This is a genomic window from Verrucomicrobium sp. BvORR106 (assembly GCF_000739655.1).
In the GTDB taxonomy this organism is placed as follows: Bacteria; Verrucomicrobiota; Verrucomicrobiia; order Verrucomicrobiales; family Verrucomicrobiaceae; genus Verrucomicrobium.
The window spans coordinates 1-17102 of sequence record NZ_BATR01000007.1 but is presented as its reverse complement, the minus strand read 5'-3'; the positions used below and the strand labels follow the sequence as shown (position 1 = coordinate 17102).

12 protein-coding genes and 2 pseudogenes are annotated in these 17102 nt (G+C 60.9%); 7 read left to right on the top strand and 7 right to left on the bottom strand.

Annotated features, from left to right (window positions below; translation table 11 throughout):
- Positions 1-357: 357 nt before the first annotated feature.
- Positions 358-1796, bottom strand: a pseudogene (locus tag BV106_RS01015) (DUF1501 domain-containing protein).
- Positions 1789-4155, bottom strand: a pseudogene (locus BV106_RS39190) (DUF1549 domain-containing protein); the annotation flags it as partial. The pseudogenes BV106_RS01015 and BV106_RS39190, both read right to left, overlap by 8 nt.
- A 215-nt stretch (positions 4156-4370) precedes the next feature.
- Here BV106_RS39190 and BV106_RS01000 point away from each other — a divergent pair.
- Positions 4371-5210, top strand: a complete 840-nt coding sequence (locus tag BV106_RS01000) for an AraC family transcriptional regulator (protein ID WP_265595198.1) — start codon at positions 4371-4373, stop codon at positions 5208-5210.
- Between the two features lie 170 nt (positions 5211-5380).
- Here the strand turns inward: BV106_RS01000 and BV106_RS00995 are convergent, their stop codons facing one another.
- From BV106_RS00995 to BV106_RS00985, 3 genes are all read right to left on the bottom strand, one after another.
- Positions 5381-5743: a hypothetical protein gene (locus BV106_RS00995; protein ID WP_265595197.1), complete on the bottom strand. Its 363-nt coding sequence runs from the start codon at positions 5741-5743 to the stop codon at positions 5381-5383.
- A gap of 260 nt (positions 5744-6003) precedes the next feature.
- Positions 6004-6345: a DUF4282 domain-containing protein gene (locus tag BV106_RS00990; protein ID WP_038159086.1), complete on the bottom strand. Its 342-nt coding sequence runs from the start codon at positions 6343-6345 to the stop codon at positions 6004-6006.
- Positions 6346-6456: 111 nt separating this feature from the next.
- Positions 6457-6945: a DUF4870 domain-containing protein gene (locus BV106_RS00985; RefSeq protein ID WP_081891414.1), complete on the bottom strand. Its 489-nt coding sequence runs from the start codon at positions 6943-6945 to the stop codon at positions 6457-6459.
- Positions 6946-7088: 143 nt separating this feature from the next.
- On the opposite strand from BV106_RS00985, the gene alaS reads away from it, so the two are divergent.
- Positions 7089-9842, top strand: a complete 2754-nt coding sequence (gene alaS, locus BV106_RS00980) for an alanine--tRNA ligase (RefSeq protein WP_038159084.1) — start codon at positions 7089-7091, stop codon at positions 9840-9842.
- A 105-nt stretch (positions 9843-9947) separates the two neighbouring features.
- Here the strand turns inward: alaS and BV106_RS00975 are convergent, their stop codons facing one another.
- Complete coding sequence (locus tag BV106_RS00975; protein WP_051944660.1) at positions 9948-10835, bottom strand: diacylglycerol kinase family protein; 888 nt, start codon at positions 10833-10835, stop codon at positions 9948-9950.
- A 271-nt stretch (positions 10836-11106) separates the two neighbouring features.
- Between BV106_RS00975 and BV106_RS00970 the strand changes: the two genes are divergently transcribed.
- The 5 genes from BV106_RS00970 to BV106_RS00950 all read left to right on the top strand — a co-directional run bounded on the left by BV106_RS00970 (position 11107) and on the right by BV106_RS00950 (position 15551).
- Positions 11107-13188 carry a hypothetical protein gene (locus BV106_RS00970; RefSeq protein WP_038159081.1) on the top strand — a complete coding sequence of 694 codons (2082 nt, stop codon included), beginning with the start codon at positions 11107-11109 and terminating at the stop codon, positions 13186-13188.
- Between the two features lie 304 nt (positions 13189-13492).
- The gene (infA, locus tag BV106_RS00965; RefSeq protein ID WP_038159077.1) at positions 13493-13711 is read left to right on the top strand and encodes a translation initiation factor IF-1; all 219 of its coding nucleotides are present in this window, start codon (positions 13493-13495) and stop codon (positions 13709-13711) included.
- 69 nt (positions 13712-13780) lie between these two features.
- A complete protein-coding gene (locus BV106_RS00960) occupies positions 13781-14569 on the top strand; it encodes an RDD family protein (RefSeq protein WP_038159074.1) in 789 nt (262 codons plus the stop codon).
- A gap of 28 nt (positions 14570-14597) precedes the next feature.
- A complete protein-coding gene (locus tag BV106_RS00955; protein ID WP_038159253.1) occupies positions 14598-15146 on the top strand; it encodes a ribonuclease H-like domain-containing protein in 549 nt (182 codons plus the stop codon).
- 63 nt (positions 15147-15209) lie between these two features.
- Entirely contained in the window at positions 15210-15551 is a 342-nt protein-coding gene (locus BV106_RS00950; protein WP_081891412.1) for a helix-hairpin-helix domain-containing protein, read from the top strand.
- A 30-nt stretch (positions 15552-15581) separates the two neighbouring features.
- Here BV106_RS00950 and BV106_RS00945 read toward each other — a convergent pair.
- A partial coding sequence (locus tag BV106_RS00945; protein ID WP_038159071.1) for a tetratricopeptide repeat protein occupies positions 15582-17102 on the bottom strand: 1521 nt, incomplete at its 5' end.

The window sequence follows — 17102 nt, the reverse complement described above, 5'->3', positions numbered from 1 at the left end:
CAGCGGCTGCGCCGCCAGGTGTTGGGAGTGGTGGGCAAAAAGGGTGACTGGGGGCATGATGTGTTGGATGAACGTTCGGTGACTGGGGGACAGCCCAGACCCCCGGTTGCCTTCTGGGATGCCTTCGGCATGGCGAGCGGGGTGGGAGGCGGGAGACGGAGGGCTTTCGCTCACTCACCTGAGCAGTCGCACGGAGGCGGTCAGTAAAAGGAGGGAGGGACATTCTTGTCCCGGTCCGTAACAAACGTCCCATGACGCGGCATCCGGTTGGGTGTCAATCACCGGATGATGCGCTGGGACGTGCGATGGGTCCGGGACTGGAAAGTCCCTGCCTCCCTTTACTGATGACGTTGCAACTCAAGCCAGAATCTTCGTCAGCACATTCCCCTCCACATCCGTCAATCGAAACGGACGTCCATTGTGTTCATAGGTCAGCTTCTTGTGATGCAGCCCCAGCAAATGCAGCATCGTCGCGTGCAAATCATGCACTGACACCGGATCCACCGCCGCCTTCCAACCGATTTCATCACTCTCGCCATAGCTCATGCCTGGCTTGATGCCTGCGCCAGCCATCCAGGTGACAAAGGCTCCAGGATTGTGATCTCGCCCCGCCCCCTGCTCGGACACCGGCATGCGGCCGAACTCTCCTCCCCAGATCACCAAGGTATCCTGCAGCAGTCCCCGTTGCTTTAAGTCTTGCAGGAGCGCTGCCACTGGCTTGTCCGTCTCCGCACATCGCGCATCATGATTCTTCTGCAGTGAGGCATGTGCATCCCATTCATCGTTGCAATACACCTGTACGAACCGCACCCCACGCTCCACCAGTCGACGTGCCAGCAGGCACTTCTCACCAAAAGGTCTCGTCAACTCCTGGTCCAGCCCGTAGCTGCTACGCGTCTGTTCCGACTCCTGCCCCAGATCGACCACTTCTTGTGCTTCACTCTGCATGCGGAAGGCCAGCTCATAGCTTTGAATACGAGCCAACAAATCAGACTCGCCCTTATGACTGGAGAGATGATCCCCGTTCAGACTCGACGCCAAATCCAGCATCGCTCTCTGCGATGACGGATCCACGTCTTGAGGCAGCTTCAGATTCATGATCGGGCTCTTGCCAGAGCGGAACGTCGTCCCCTGATAAGCCCCAGGCAGGAACCCCGAGCTCCAGTTCGCAGGCCCCCCTTTGGTGCCGCGAGAGTTTTGTAATACAACGAAACTCGGCAAGTTCTGATTTTGCGTTCCGAGCCCATAGCTTACCCAGGAGCCGGCACTCGGCATGCCCACCCGTGTCACCCCTGTGTTCATCTGCATCAAAGCTGGTGCGTGGTTGTTCGACTCGGCAAAGCAGACTTGATGAAGCAAATGTCATCCACCTGCCGGGCGATGTGCGGCAGTTTCTCGCAGACCCAGGCCCCGCTCTGGCCATACTGCTGAAAGGCGTAAGGGGACTTCAACAGCGGACCCGGGTTGCCGAAATGCGTGTGAATGTCCATCTGCGGACGCATGCCATGGTACTTCGTCAGCGCGGGCTTTGGATCAAAAAGGTCGAACCCGCTGGGCCCGCCTTCCATGAACAGCCAGATGACCGACTTCGCTTTGGGCGCAAAGTGCGGCATCTTTGGCTCGAAGGGATTCAACGTCGCGTTCTCCGCTGGTGCCGCATTCAGCAGCCCGTCATATCCCAGCAATCCGGCCAGGGCCAGCATGCCGAAGCCATTCCCAGCTCGTTGCAGAGCTTCGCGACGGTTGCAGAACCCATCGTGGCGACCACAGGATTGAAAGGAGGCGTTAATCGACATAGATGAATTCGTTGAGGGTGAAAAGTGCGTGACAGAAGTCCGTCCAGGCAAGGATCTCAGGCGCTCCCATGCTCTGTCTTGTTTGGATAAACGTCACAGCCTTGGCCATCTCAGCAGCCTGCGGCGATCGCCCTAGCGCAAGCTGAAACGCCAGCCTGACCTGCCCGCTCATATCGCCCGGCTTCGCGATCGCAATCCGGTTCGCGAAATCCGCCGCTCGAAGTCGAATGAAAGGATCATTCAAGAGTGTGAGCTGCTGTGTCGGCGCAGTCGTCACTGCCCGACGGCTGCACGCCGACAGAGGCTCCGGTGCATCGAAGACCTCCATCATCGGGAAGCGCACGGAACGCTTCACATACATGTACACCGCCCGCTTCCACAGTGCGGGGCCATCCTCCGCTTTGTCGGGATACTTGTCTGCCGAGCGGGTGGACATGGCCTCCGCAGGCACAGGTGGCTTGAAGCCCGGTCCAAATGCCTCGGCCTGCAGGCGGCCGCTGGTCAGCAGGACAGCATCTCTCAGTTCCTCTCCGGTCAGTCGTTGTGGACGCCGCCGCCAGAGCAACCTGTTCTCTGGGTCCACCTTCGCCCTGGCCCCATCCCATGACGTGTCCTCGCTGTAAACCTCGCTGCTGAGGATCATCCTCTCGATGGTCTTCAGCCTCCATCCGCTGCGGATCAGTTCTCCCGCCAGCCAGTCCAGAAGCTCGGGATGGGAGGGCTTGTCACCCTGCAGACCGAAGTCTCCCGCCGTGCGCACCAGCCCCTCGCCGAAATGCTGCTGCCAGACCCGGTTCACGATCACTCGTGCCAGCAAGGCTCCAGCCCCTTGTTTGGGGTCTGTGATCCACTGCGCAAGCGCTGCCCGTTGGCCTGTTGAAGTACTGGGACTGGTGGCGCGAGCTTGTTTCCAATAATCCTCGGCGGATCTGTCACGCGTGAGCGCCTGGAGGAAGCCCAACGTCAGAGGCTCCGCCTTTTGCATGGGATCGCCTCTGTGAAGCAGCCAGTTGGGCTCAGGCGTGGCGCTATAGTCCAGCATCGCATAGACCGTGGGGACATCCTTGATGCCTGCGGCTCTGGTCCTGCCCTCCAATACCGTCAACTCAGCCTTCTGGGCATCTGTGAGGAACGCCCGCAGATCCGCCTCCGTTGCCACCAGGGGACCGCTCCATTTCTTGAACACCGCCTTCTGCGTTTGATTGTTCTTGTTCAAGACCGCCCGCAACAGCACCCGATCCTTTTCTGGAATTTGCAGCATCTCCATGTGCTGCTCCCTCCACTCCGCCTGACGGTGCTCCAGCCAGAGGCCCAGCTCGCGATGCGCGCGCGACTGGGGCTGGTCGCCACGTCGGGCCGTGGCGAATGCACCCAGCAGGCTGTAGTAATCCCGTGTCGGCACCGGATCATACTTGTGGTCATGACAGCGGGCACAACCGATGGTGACGCCCAAGAACGCGGATCCCACCGTTGAGACGATATCGTCCAGATTGTCATAGCGGACCTTCTCCTTGTTTTCCGGCAGATCAGTCGCCTGCGTCTCCGCCTGCGGGCCAGCAGCGAGGAAGCCGGTGGCCGCCAGCGCTTCCGGAGAATCTGGGGCCAGCTCATCCCCCGCAAGCTGCCAGCGCACGAACTGGTCAAAGGGCATGTCATCGTTCCACGCCCTGATCACAAAATCGCGGTAGCGCTAGGCCTGTCGTAGTCAGCTTCAAACCCATCGCTGTCTGCATAGCGCGCCACATCCAGCCACATGCGGCCCCGCTTCTCCCCATAGTGCGGAGATCCCAGCAGGCGACTTACCAGTTCCTCATAGGCATTCCCCGAAGTATCCTTTTCATAAGCTGCAGTCTCCTCCGGAGTAGGCGGCAGTCCCGTGAGGTTGTAAGTGAGCCGCCGAACCTCCTGACTCCGGCTAATGCGTGGGGAGGGGGCCAGCCCTTTGCTTTCAAGCGCTGCCAGTATGAAAAGATCGATGGGCGTCTTCGGCCCAGTCTCGTTCTGAACCTTGGGCGGCACGATGGTTTGCAGCGGACGGAAAGCCCAGTACTGCCTGTCCTTATCTGTCACCACCATTTCCGTCTTGCCCGACTTCACTGGTTGAGAATCCTGCTTCCATACCGCCCCTTCGTCCACCCATCGGCGCAGCAGTTCGACTTGAGCGGGAGACAACGCATCTGCCCTCTTCGGCATCCGGTCTGACTCATCGTGGCTTCTTACCAGCGTCACCAACAGGCTCGTGTCGCTGGATCGGGGCACGATGGCGAGATCCCCCGAGTCGCCTGGTTTGAAGGCATCCGCCTTGTTGTCCAGCCGAAGCCCGCCATTCTGTTTCTCCGGTCCATGACAGGAGTGACAATGCTCCACCAAAATGGGCCAGACCTCTTTTTCGAAGTCCACAGCACCCAGCAAGACAGGCGCTCGCAACAGCAGCAAAGGCCAGGCAAGATGAACAATGGGACTGCGCAAGACGAACACGTTTTTCATGCGTACTGTGGGAAGCTGAACGGCAGCTCACATGCTGCCGGCCTGCATTTTCAGAAAGCAAGTGTACCTCAATCTGTTTGCTCGACCATGCTTCAGCCAATCCAACATGTGCCGGAAACGAACATTGTCGGGCCGCACACCCGACAATGGGGCATCTCCTCGCAGGTGTGCCCAGCCCTTGCGGCGCACCACATGATCGGTGTAGGTATGGGCAGTCTCGGGGAGGGATATAAGATCGTTCGTCACCACCCCCACTTCTCCCACATCAACGTCTGTCTCGAAGGAACTGGCCAGGTCTTGCTGGAAGGCCGATGGACGTCCTACACCTCCGGCTGCGCCACCCTCCTTCCCAAAGATCAGACGCATGGGGCCCAATCCGTGGGTGTCCCCTGGCGCATGCTCTGGGTGCTCTACGACGAGCCCCTCAGAAAGGAGCCCACCATCCCCGTGGCACAACCCACCCTGCTCCAGGTGGATCCGCGTCCTTTCGAATGGGCCATGCTGGGCTTCTATCAAGAGTTCAACGGAGCAGCAGATCCTCATATCATCGAACACTGGCTGAAGCTCATTCACCTTCAGGTGGTGCGTGCCGCTGGCAGAATCACGACGAACAGTCGCCTCATCAAGTTGTGGGAGAAGATCGATGCCCACCTTGATCACCCCTGGACCGCTGCGGAGCTGGCGCGTATGGCCAGCATGAGCGAGGTCCATCTGCGTCGCCTCACCCAAGAAGAACTCGGCCGCAGTCCGCTTCAACACCTGAGCTATCTGCGAGTTCGCAGGGCCACCTATCTGCTAGAGTCACAAGCCCTCACGGTGGAAGCCGTCGCCTGGGCTGTTGGCTACCGTAGCGTCTCCGCATTCACCGCCGCCTACAAACTGTGGTTGGGCCGCACTCCGAGGGAAGTCAGGAGAGCTGGAGGATAACTACGAACCGCCATTCAGCAGGCGATGAAGGCGTGGAAGATGCGAAGATGGAGAGGGAGAGAGAGGCTGTGTGGTGTGCTGGAAGCTGTATGGAGTCCAGGCTTCAGCCTGCGCGAGCTACCCCTGAGCAGACTAAAGTCTGTACTCCAAACAGAGCCCCTGATGCGTTGCTATAGGGATGGTTCGTCCCAATCTGCGCCGTAGCCTTTGAGAGGGAAATTGCGCCAGGTTTGGGCAGCTGTTGTTTCACCGACACTCTCCAGGTAGTCACGTGCGGATGAGAATGGCCAGTCCTGCCATTTGGAGACGTAGCCATGCCGAACCGGATTGTGGTGGATGTAGTTCATGGTGGCCCAGAAGTGCGCTTCGCTGCGCATGTCGCGATCCAGGGCATTGCACCACACCTGCCTGCCACGACTCACCTCCTCGCCGTTCCATGCAAAGGAGGTGCGACCATGAAAACGACCCAGTTCAGACAAAGTCCGCTTCAGGTCCACTGTGGTGACCAGAACGTGATAGTGATTGGGTAGCACAACCCAGGCATGGATTTGCTTACAAGTGGCTTGTAGTTCGCCAATCAATGCTCCGCAGAAGTTGCGTAGTCGGTCCGTTGTTTGGCCAATGATGGGGCGATGCTCAAAGCACGCTGCGGTGAGTAAACAGGCCCCTTCGCCCGATCCATGCGGAGGGCTGTGAAAAGGTCTTAACTGATCGATCCTCCATTGGAGAAGAACCTTTCGCTCATCTTCGGAAAGGCTCCTCCAACGGTACATCTTTGCAATACGGAGTCCCTTTACTTCGTCTTCCGGTCAATGCTCTTCAGATGCTCCAGGATCCGGAACAGGGCCACCACGACCTCGAGCAGGATGCGGGTGAGCAGCGCATACAAGATAAAGAGGATAGGGGCGAAGAGAAGTGAGGTCATGCCGCCCATGATGCCGCGCATGAATGAGTCGAGAGCCCAGCGACCAGTGAAGAGGGCGGCGGCAATCAGACCAACGATGTAGAGGATCTGCACGATCTTGGGTGTGATCGCGGTCTTGAAGGAGAGGTCCAGCAGGGCATCCAACAGGCCGACGGACTCGTGCGATTCGTCGATGGGATCTTTGGGCTTGGAGAGGATTTTTTCGTCCATGAGAAGAGAATGGGAGCGGTTGAGGTGGTGGTAGAGGAGGGAGAGGGAAAACCTATGAGGGGGACTGCGTTGGGGCCGAGCGGGAGAAGGGCCGAGCCTACGTCACATCGGTCAATTGATCATCCGGATACACAAAGGATAGCGGTAGGCGATGCCCTTGTTGGCTTCCAGACCGGCGATGATAACCATGACTAGAGAGAAGATCGGAGGCCCAAAGAGCACGGGAAAGCCCCACCCACACGTGATGAAGGTAATCACCACGGAGGCGACCACGTAGATCGTGATGGAGATTTGGAAATTGACGGACTCTTTCCCCTGGTCGTTGACGAAGGGCATCTTGTCCTTGTTCACGAGCCACAGAATGAGTGGCACCAGGATGTTGCCGAACGGCAGGACATAGCCGGCCAGACTGCCCAGATGGCAAAACAATGCCAGGTTGCGTTCATCGGGGCTGGCGGCCCAGCCGGGCGACTCTGGGAGGTAAGAGCCGTACGGGCCTTGGGGAGGGGGAGGCGGGATCTCCGCCGCTGCGGGAGGCGGAGTCGGTGGAAACTGAGGATTCGGACCTTCTGACGGCGGGGGCGGCGGTGGTGAGTCCATACGGGGCGAAGATAGAACAACCCCCCCGGTGGGGGCAAGCGCCGACTTGCCCCAAGGGGCTCCCGACGCCCGGTGCCCCACTTTTTCCTATGCCGACCGCCGAAACGGGGCTAGTGTCCCCGCTCATTTTCCGCCCGCATCCCATGACCAGCGCCCAGATCCGCCAGAGTTTCCTCGACTTCTTCAAAGAGAAGCAGCACACGATCGTGCCCAGCGACAACGTCGGCTACACGAGCCGGGACGGAGCGCGCATTTTCACGAATGCCGGGATGAACCAGTTCGTCCCCATCTTCCTGGGAGAGCGTCCGGCGGATGTGGACACCTGGCCGGGCGTCCTGCACAAAGGACTGCCCACCCGGGCGGCGGACACCCAGAAGTGCATCCGCGCCGGCGGCAAGCACAATGACCTGGAAGACGTGGGTCTGGACACCTACCACCACACGTTCTTCGAGATGCTCGGGAACTGGAGCTTTGGCGACTACTTCAAGAAGGACGCCATCTCCTGGGCCTGGGAACTCGTGATCGAGCGCTGGAAGTTCCCGCCGACCCGCGTGTTCGCGACCATTTACCAGCCGGGCGAAGGCGATCCCGCCGAGCGTGATGAAGAATCCTGGGGCTACTGGGCGGAGAAATTCCGCAGTGTGGGCCTGGATCCGGATATCCACATCGTCAACGGCAACAAGAAGGACAACTTCTGGATGATGGCGGAGACCGGCCCCTGCGGTCCCTGCACGGAGATCCACATCGACCTCACGCCCGGTCCCCGCGATCTGGACGAAGACCGCCAGCGTGAAGGTGCCAAGCTGGTGAACGGCAGCAGTGCTGACTGCATTGAGATCTGGAACAACGTGTTCATCCAGTACAATGCGAATGCGGACAAGACTTTCTCGAAGCTCCCCGCCCAGCACGTGGATACGGGCATGGGCTTTGAGCGCGTGACCAGCATCATCCAGGGCACCAAGAACTTCACGGACTTCGAGAACGCGAAGATCAGCAACTACGACACGGACGTCTTCAAGCCCATCTTCGACGAGCTCTCGAAGCTGAGCGGCAAGGCTTATGCCAGCACCCTGCCTGTCGCTGGCAGCACGGGCGATACGGAGCAGGAGAAGATCGACGTGGCCTTCCGCGTCATCGCCGACCACATCCGCACGCTGAGCTTCTCCATCGCCGATGGCATCTCCCCCGGCAACAACGACCGCAACTACACCCTGCGTCGCATCCTGCGCCGTGCGGTGAAGTATGGCCGCACGCTCGGGTTCAAGGAGCCCTTCTTCTACAAGCTGGTGGATGTGCTGGCCCAGCACATGGGCGAGGTGTTTCCTGAACTCCGTGCTCGCAAGGAGCACGTGAAATCCGTCCTGAAGATGGAGGAGGAAAGCTTCAACCGCACGCTCGACCGCGGCATCAGTCTCTTTGAGTCTGAGGCGGACAAACTGGCAGGTAAAGGCACGGAGATCACCGGTGAGGTGGCCTTCCGTCTCTCCGATACCTTTGGCTTCCCCATCGATCTCACTCAGCTTCTGGCCCGTGAGCGCGGCCTGACCGTGGATGTGCCAGAGTACGAGCGCCTCCTCAAGGAACAGAAGGAGCGTGGTTTGGCCGACCGTCAGGGCAAGAAACAGGTGGTTTCTCTCAGCGAAATTGAAACCAAAGAGCCCACCAAGTTCATTGGCTACGACAACCTCGAAGCTCCGGCCAAGGTGTTGGAAGTCGTTTCTGTGAAGGACAAGTCGGCGGTCGTACTCGACAGCTCTCCCTTCTACGCAGAGATGGGCGGTCAGGTGGGAGACTCAGGCGCACTGATCATCGGCGCGGACAGCTTCCCGATCTCCAATACACAGAAAATCGGCAACACCTGGTTGCACTTCCTGGACGGTGAAGACACCCCGGCAGTGGGTATGGAAGCCCAGTTGGTGGTGGATTTCACCCGCCGTCGTGCTATCGAGCGTCACCACACGGTCACCCACATCATGCACTGGGCTCTCCATGAAGTGGTGAGCAAGGAAGCCACTCAGAAGGGGAGCTCCGTGACGCCGGACAAGCTCACCTTTGACTTCAACAGCGCGGCCCTTACCCCCGGACAGCTGGCTGACATTGAGCGCCTGGTGAACGAGCGTATCGTGGCCAACGATGTGGTCTCCTGGGACGAGCTTGCCTATGCGGAGGTGAAGGCAAACCCGGGTATCATGCAGCTCTTCGGAGAGAAGTATGGAGACAAGGTTCGCGTCGTTCAGATCGGCGGCCAGGCCCATGCCCTCAATGGCTACAGCATGGAACTCTGCGGCGGCACTCACACCCGCTCCACGGGCGAGATCGGCCTCTTCCGCCTGGTGGGCGAGAGTGCAGTGAGCGCTGGTGTGCGTCGTGTCGAAGCCGTCGCCGGACTGGAGGCCTATCAGGCGGCCCGTAGCGATGCGGACCTGCTCAAGGTGCTCGCAGGCAAAGTGCTCGCTCAGGGTACGTTGGATCTGGAGAAGAAGATCGAGTCACTCCTCGATCAGCAGAAGGCTTTGGAAAAGGCGCTCAAGTCTGCCCAGCAGCGTGAAGCCGCCGGGCGTGCCAAGACGCTGCTTGGCTCTGCCACGAACGACGCCATCGTTGCCAACCTTGGCGATGTGGACGGCGACTACGTCATGGCAGTGTCCGATGCGTTGAAGAGCCTCTTCAGCGGCATCGTGGTGCTCGCGGGCACGGCGGGCGGCAGCGTGGCCATCATCGCCACGGTGAGCAAGGACCATCAGTCCCGCGCTCAGGCTGGCAAGATCATCCAAACCGTCGCTCCCATCGTGGGCGGCAAAGGCGGCGGCAAGCCGGACTTCGCCCGCGGGGGCGGCAAGGATGTGGCCAAGGTGGATGCAGCCCTGGACGAAGCCCGTAAGCTGGTGGGGGCGTAGGGAGTTTTCAGTTTTCAGCACTGAAATGAAAAGCGGCCTTCGGGGGAACTCGAAGGCCGCTTTGTTTTGGCGAGCGTTGTTGGGCGCTGCCAACAACTGAAAACTTCAAACCCCGGTCCGCACCTTCAACTTGAACGGGGCGAGTTTGATCTCCACCGGGGTGTTCTGGCCGAGTTCGCCATCAAGCTCATAGGGCACGACTTGCTCTGAAGTGACCTTGAGCGACTTCACCTGAAGGTAGTCGATGTCATTGCACTCCTGGTAGCCCGTGGCCACAAGGGCGGCGAGGAATTGGAAGGCCTCCAGCGGACGACGCTGATGCAAGATCAGAACGTCCAGGAGGCCGTCGGTGTTGGAGGCATCGCGGAACACCCGCACTGGCCCGCCGTAGTGACGGCCGTTTCCCAGCAGGACCACGGAGCCGAAGAGTGGGGGGCGCCCCTCGATTTCTACTGAGAGCACTGGGGCTTCCTGGCCTAGGATGCGGGCAGCGGTCATCACATAACTGAGGGGGCCAAAGCGGCGCTTCATTTCCCATGGGGTTTGCTGCACGATCTCGGCATCAAAGCCCACGCCGGCGAGTTGGGCAAAGTACTGATCATTCGCCTGCCACAGGTCAATCTCTCGCGTTGTTCCAGACTGGATCACCTCCCAGCAAGCTTCCAGATTTCGTCCTGGCAGGCCCATTTCATAGGCCATCACATTCATGGTGCCCACGGGCAGGATCCCCAGCGCCGTGTGCTTGGAAGCATCCGCCAGTGTCAGATGGTGGGAGGCGAGACCATTCACCACTTCATTGACGGTGCCGTCTCCTCCTGCTGCCACCACGATGGGGCGGCCCTCGGCGGCCAGCCGGGCAGCGATGTCCCGGGCATTCCCCACGCCTTCAGTCACGTGGATCTCCGGTGCGGGTTGCAGCTGACGGATGCGCTCCATTTGGGCGGCTGCCTTGGTGCTATTGGCAGCGGGGTTGATGATGATAGGGATGGCCATTCCAGTTCTGACGGGTGGCAGACAGCTCAACAATCTGGCGGGAAGAAGTACGGCGCGGATCTCGCGGCGGATGACGGGTGCTCTAGCGTGCTTCCGCCAGCCCGCAACCTCTGCTTTGTCACATCTGTCACACAAAACGCAGAGATGCCGGAGGAACAGCCGTATTGACACGTATGCGCCCGGTGGTTATTCCTGCTGGACGGTACTCTTGTGAAGGATTCTTCACACGGAGCAGGGTTGTGGGGAAGGGAATGTAAGGAAAGGCAAAGGCATGCAGCACGGCTTCACCAGGCAGATTCCCGGCATCACTTTTGCCTGGGGCGCGTTGATCACCCTTGGCGCGTGGCTGGGCTCACCCAATCTGTCCGCCCAGGTCACCACGCGATCAGACGAGGTGGGGAAGCTCATCCTGAAGTGGCATGGTGAGGGCACGGCGGCAGGGCTCAACGGGTTTCGTTACGAGAACCGCGATGGCGGCCACTCGCAGTACGACGTCAAAGTCTGGCCGCAGGTGGATTTGTACCAGCCCACGGCGGCCGAGAAGGAGCGCAAGGCGGATGTGGGGCCAGCCAACCAAGTGCGCCCGTTTCCAGTGTTGGGCAACTGTTCCATGTCCGCGCCAGCCGACAAGGGAGGCAGTCTGCCGCGGCTCTACATGGGCAACCGGCAAGGGTTCGAGTTCCTCAACGCCCAGTATCTGGGGAACAACCTCTATTTCTACCCGGAGCATCAGGATTACGACCCTGGCTGGAATGGGCGCAATGGCTGGGGGGACCTGTATGCGGCGAACACGCCCTTCGTGGTGATCTCCCAAGGCTCCTCCTTCACGGACCAGCCCTTCCTCCAGGCCTTCTTTGGTGCCGCGGCTGCGCTGCCGCCGGAGACGCAGCAGTTGCTGCTGCGCAACCGCATCCTTGCGCCCACCCTGCAGGCCATCTTCCGCAAGAGCAACCGCATGGTGAAGACGGAGGCGGACTACTTCACAGGGGCAGCGCACCCGCCAGTGTTCGATGGCGGCCAGATCGATGAAACAAAGATGGTGACGGAAGCTCATGACATGCTGCCGCCGCTCATCCCGCCGGTAGCCATCCTGGAGGTGCTGGAGGAGACCGGAGCCTCGGCCAACAAGGACTTCTTCGAGCTGGATGCGGTGACAGATGAAAAGCTGGGGAACGTGCCCGGCGTCATCGCCCGTGTTTTTCGTGGCTCCGCCCAGGAGCGGCAAATCGTGGTCACGGCGCGCAAGTCGCCCGACCTGATGCGTCGTCCGCTGACCTACAAGTGGGTGCTGCTCCAGGGGGATCCTGACCGCGTGAAGATCGAGCCTCAAGGCAATGGAGACACGGCGCGCATCACGGTGAAGTGGCAGTCTGAAACGAAGGCGGCGACCGGCATCACCTCCCACCGGGTGGATGTGGGGGTGTTCGTGGGAAACGGGGTCTCCTGGTCGGCTCCGGCGTTTGTCTGCTTTGCCATGCCGGCAAACGAAATGCGCTTCTATGATGGCGAAGGCCGGATCCAGGAAATCTGCTACGACGCGGGAAATCCTGATCTGGGGATGCCGGCGACGACAGATCTCCGCTGGCTGGCTCTGGGGCGCAGGCTGGGGGGTGACGGGGCGACCCGGGGAATCCGCCTGGTGACCGAGGCGCTCGGGAAAGAAGCCGTGACCGCATTTCAAGCACTGGCTGCGGATCTCGCTCCCGCGCAGGAAGCCTGGCGAAAGCTCAGCGCTGGCGAGGACAAGGCTGCGGCGGAGCAGTCACAAAAGAACCTCCAGGAGGCCCTCAAGACAAAGCTGACGGCAGACGGCGGGACCGGCAAGAGCCCGCTGGCCCAGCAGATGGAGCGGGCGATCTCCCAGGTGGCGGACCGGGTGGATCTGTGGTCCCTGCCCACGAGTGAGCTGCAGTCGCTCATCGGTGCGTCCTCCAAGTCTGATGCCAAAGAGGCGGTGAAGGCCGCCCAGCAGCGGCTGGTGGACTATGGCGTGCTGCGAGAGCGTGACGGCAGCCTCACTGCCTCCTGGCAGGAGCCCGGCCCGGCCATCCGGTATCAGCTGCGGCAGTATAACCTCACGCTATTGAGCCAGGTGCTGCTTCCGGAGTTCTTGGAGCGCACAGGTGCCACGGCTTATGTGGATCCTCTTCTCACTGCCCGGAAGGCCTGGCGTGATGTGTACGTGTATGACAAACAGGGCCTCTGCCAGGGGTGGACGCGCTACTCTCACGGTCGCACGTACGAGTTCGATTTGGAAGGTTGGTTGCTGCCGCGCGGCAGGGGAGAAAAGTCCGTGGCCGTGAAGTATGTGAAGGATGAAGCTGCCGGGACCTTGATTTTTGTTCCAAGATAACAAGAATTCAGAGGGATTCGGGTGTAGTGAAGGAGGGATTGCCCACTTTCAGCTTGTCAGGCCCCTTCTCTGGCGGCACCTTCGGGCAATCTCTGTGCCTTTGTTTTTTTGTAGATCAAATATGACACCCCAGCCGAATCAACCGAACCGCAATGATTCCCCGCAAGGCGGGATTGGACCCCGAAATGCTGGCCCTCCTCGGCGGAGTGGCGGAGGTGGTCGCGGGCGCGGGCGCGGGGGTCCGAGAGGCCGTGGTGGCTTCATGGGTCGCCCTGGTCCTCAGCTGGGCCAGAGCCCTGAGGGCATGGAGGACAAGGACAAGCCGATCGAGCTGGAAGGGACCGTTTCCGCCGTGCTCGCTGGCACCATGTTCCGCGTGAAGCTGGGTAACGGCCACGAAGTTCTCGCCCATATCTCCGGGAAGATGCGCAAGCGTTTCATCCGTCTCGTCATTGGCGACCAGGTGAAGCTGGAGATGTCCCACTACGATGGTGACAAGGCCCGTATCGTCTATCGTCTCTGACCGGTCTCATTTCTGCGGGGGCCTCGTCCATAGCTGACGAAGCCCCGCTGCTTACCCCTATTCCTGAGGATGGAATATCATCTCTCCATCGCAGGTGACCGCACTGGACCGCATTCGCAATTTCGGATCATCGAGCAGATCCGTGATGGTCTGCTGAAGGGGGATGAACTGGTGTGGCGCCTGGGGGTGCCGGACTGGCTTCCCTTGAAAGAGCTGGAGGATTTCGAGGGGTACTGGCCCCCGGCTCCTGAAATGCTGGCGGCGGCAGAGGCTGCCCGGCATGTGGCCCTGAAGGAGCTGGATCGCCCACGTCCCTGGATGCGCTTCTGGGCGCGTATGGTGGACTACTTCTGGTTTAGCTTCACGCTGGGGTTGGCCTTGCGTGGGTTGCTGCCTCCTGAGGCGGCGGAGGTGCTCTTGAGGCCGGGGATGGAGCAGTGGCTGATCAATTCCGTCACGCTGCTGCTTTTTGTCCCGCTGGAGGCCTGGTTCCTTAGTCAGCGGGGTGCCACCCCTGGCAAGGCGCTGCTGCGGATTCAGGTGCGCAACCTGGATGGCAGCTTGCCCACCTACCAGCAGGCCTTGCTGCGCTCCGTCCAGGTGTGGCTGAAGGGCATGGGCCTCTGTCTGGTGCCGGTCATTGCCCTCATCGCCATGGCCTGGTGGCGCATCCGCCTCCTCCAGAAAGGCGTCACCTCCTGGGATGAAAGCTGCCTTACGCGCGTGGAGCATGGTCAGCCTGAGCCCTGGCGCATGGTGGTGCTGGCGGGGCTGGTCGCCCTCCTGCTGGTGCTGGGCGTGCTGACCCTGCTGATGAGCAAGGAAGTGCTCGAGGCCATGCGCAACTTGCCAAAGTGACCACCGCATGCCATGGACACAGGAACCCATGGCCCGCGATATTGTTTACTTTGACCTCGAAACCCAGCGCACCGCCAACGATGTCGGTGGCTGGCAGAACAAGCACCAGATGGGCATGTCCATCGGCTGCACCTACAGCAGCAAGACGGGGCAGTACCACATCTACACGGAGAGCACCGTGCAGGATCTCATTACCCAGCTGCGCCGGGCTGACCTCGTGATTGGGTTCAACCACATCAGCTTCGACTACGGGGTGCTCATGGGCTACTACGCCTTTGACCTGAAGGAGGAGCTGCAGAGCCTGGACCTGATGGCGGACATCGAGACCAAGGTGGGCCACCGGCTGAAGCTGGAGTCCCTGGCGAGCGCCACTCTCGGCGCGGGAAAGACGGCGGACGGTCTGGAGGCCATCCGCTGGTGGCAGCAGGGGAAGCTGGCGGAGATCGCCGAGTACTGCTGCTATGACGTGAAAGTCACCAAGTGCATCCACGAGTACGGGGCCGAGCATGGCCATGTGAAGTACCTGGATCGCAACCAGCGGGAGCAGACCGTGGTGGTGAACTGGACCACCGCCTGAGGGGTTCGTCGCTCACATCCGCGGGTTGCCTCCTGGAGGGAATCCCGGTATGCTTCACGGGAAATGGGTGAACTTTACGATGAATCGTCGGCGATCCGCCGGCGGGAGGAACGGAAGGCGGCGTCGCGTCGTGGAAACTACTTGTTTCTCGCGCTGGTGGCCGTCCTGATCCTGGCGGCAGCGGGCATCGCGGCCTGGCGGAAGTTTCATGACCCCGCCACGGCAGTGCTGAATCTCAATACGGCCACGGCAGTCCAGCTGGAAACACTGCCGGGAGTCGGGCCGGAGACGGCGCACTCGATTATCAAAGGCCGACCCTATCAGACCGTGGAGGACGTGAAGAACGTCAAAGGGATCGGCGACAAGACTTTTGAGAAAATGAAGCCCCGTATCAAGGTGGACTAGGGGTGCACGAGATCCGGTGACCTGAAGTTATTACCTGGATCCGGAGGAGCGGAGGCTGGCGAGGTGCTTCTCATAAGCGGCCCGCTGTGCGTGGCTGTCTGGCAGGGTCTTCTGCGCGGCGGCGACGGCCTTGGCGGCCAGGACGGCGGCCTGGTCCAGTTTCCCCTGCTTCTCACGCATGAGGGAGAAGTTGTGCGCCGTCTGGGCGACATAGGGGTGATCGGGGCCCAGCAGCTTTTCGAGCCCGGTCATGGCGCGTTCGAAGAGGGGTTCCGCGGCTTCGAATTCGCCGTCGAGGTAGTAGGCGTAGGCCAGGTTGGTAACAGTGAGCAGGGTGTCCTCGTTGTCAGGACCCAGTTTGCGTTCCTGGGCATCCAGCACGCGCTTGTAGAGCATGATGGAGTCTTCATGCTTGTTCAGATTGCCCAGCACGCCGGCGAGGCGTTCGGCCACTTTCAAGGTGGACGGGTGTTCCTTTCCCTGCAGACCTTCGCGGGCGATGAGCACCTTCCGGTAGAGCTTGGCGGCTTCTTCATACTCCCGCTTGCTGGCGAGGATGAGGGCCAGGTTGTTCTGGCTGTCGAGGGTGTCTGTGGATTGCGGGCCCAGTTCTTTTTCGCGGATGATGAGCCCGCGGCGGATGCATTGCTCAGCTTCAACCGGTTCTCCCAGATCCAGGAGCACCAAGCCCAGGTTGTTCAGGGTGGCGGCGGTGGAGGGGTTGTCTTTGCCGTCGGTGCGTTCGTTGGCCGCCAGATTGGTGCGGTAGAGGGCTTCTGCACCGCGCAGGTCACCCTTGGCCTTGAGCAGCACGGCCAGGTTGTTGGAGCTCTGCAGTGTCTCGCGGTGGTCTTTGCCCAGCGTCTTTTCGCGTCCTTCCAAGGCCATGCGGTAGAACTTTTCTGCTTCCACATACTCGTTGAGGAAAAAATGGAAGGCACCCAGGTCGTTGCAGTACTGGAGGGTGTCCTTGTGGTCCTTGCCCAGGGTCTTCACCGCTTTGGCCACCAGTTCTGCCGCGGTGTCGCGGGCCTCCTGGTAGCGGCCATCACGATACAGGTACACGCACAGATCGTGGGTGGCGGAGAACCACTCCTCGGGTTTCTTGGCTTTCTCGGACTTCTTCACTGCGGCACGGAGAGTTTCCTCTTCCTTCGCCATCGGTGCTGCGGGTGTGGCGTTCGCCGTGGCTGCCGCTGGAGCGGGGGTGACCGGGGCGGGAGCGGGAGGAGGAGAAGGTGGTGCGGGAGCCGCTGGGGTGGCTGCTGTCACCGTGAGAGCAGGGGCAGGGGCCGGAGCCGGGGTGGCGGCTGCCGGAGTCAGAGCGCCCATGGTGCGCGGTGGTGTCTTGGCCGGGAAGGAGGTGGTCGAGGGCGCTTCTCCCAGAGCGCGCCCCGACTCAGCGGCCGCCATGGAGGCGGCCGGAGCGGGGGTGGAAGTCGCTGCGCTGGGGCGATCACCAAAGTCGATCACCTTCGCGGGAGCGCCACCGGTGGGCGGGGCACCCGAGGGTTCAGCCGGTACTGAGGGAGAAATGGCAGGAGCAGGAGC

Bases quoted from the DNA above. Each gene is read 5' to 3' on its own strand.
- BV106_RS01000 (WP_265595198.1), top strand. From the start codon at position 4,371: ATGCTTCAGCCAATCCAACATGTGCCGGAAACGAACATTGTCGGGCCG.
- BV106_RS00990 (WP_038159086.1), bottom strand. From the start codon at position 6,345: ATGGACGAAAAAATCCTCTCCAAGCCCAAAGATCCCATCGACGAATCG.
- BV106_RS00985 (WP_081891414.1), bottom strand. From the start codon at position 6,945: ATGGACTCACCACCGCCGCCCCCGCCGTCAGAAGGTCCGAATCCTCAG.
- alaS (WP_038159084.1), top strand. From the start codon at position 7,089: ATGACCAGCGCCCAGATCCGCCAGAGTTTCCTCGACTTCTTCAAAGAG.
- BV106_RS00975 (WP_051944660.1), bottom strand. From the start codon at position 10,835: ATGGCCATCCCTATCATCATCAACCCCGCTGCCAATAGCACCAAGGCA.
- BV106_RS00970 (WP_038159081.1), top strand. From the start codon at position 11,107: ATGCAGCACGGCTTCACCAGGCAGATTCCCGGCATCACTTTTGCCTGG.
- infA (WP_038159077.1), top strand. From the start codon at position 13,493: ATGGAGGACAAGGACAAGCCGATCGAGCTGGAAGGGACCGTTTCCGCC.
- BV106_RS00960 (WP_038159074.1), top strand. From the start codon at position 13,781: ATGGAATATCATCTCTCCATCGCAGGTGACCGCACTGGACCGCATTCG.
- BV106_RS00955 (WP_038159253.1), top strand. From the start codon at position 14,598: ATGGCCCGCGATATTGTTTACTTTGACCTCGAAACCCAGCGCACCGCC.
- BV106_RS00950 (WP_081891412.1), top strand. From the start codon at position 15,210: ATGGGTGAACTTTACGATGAATCGTCGGCGATCCGCCGGCGGGAGGAA.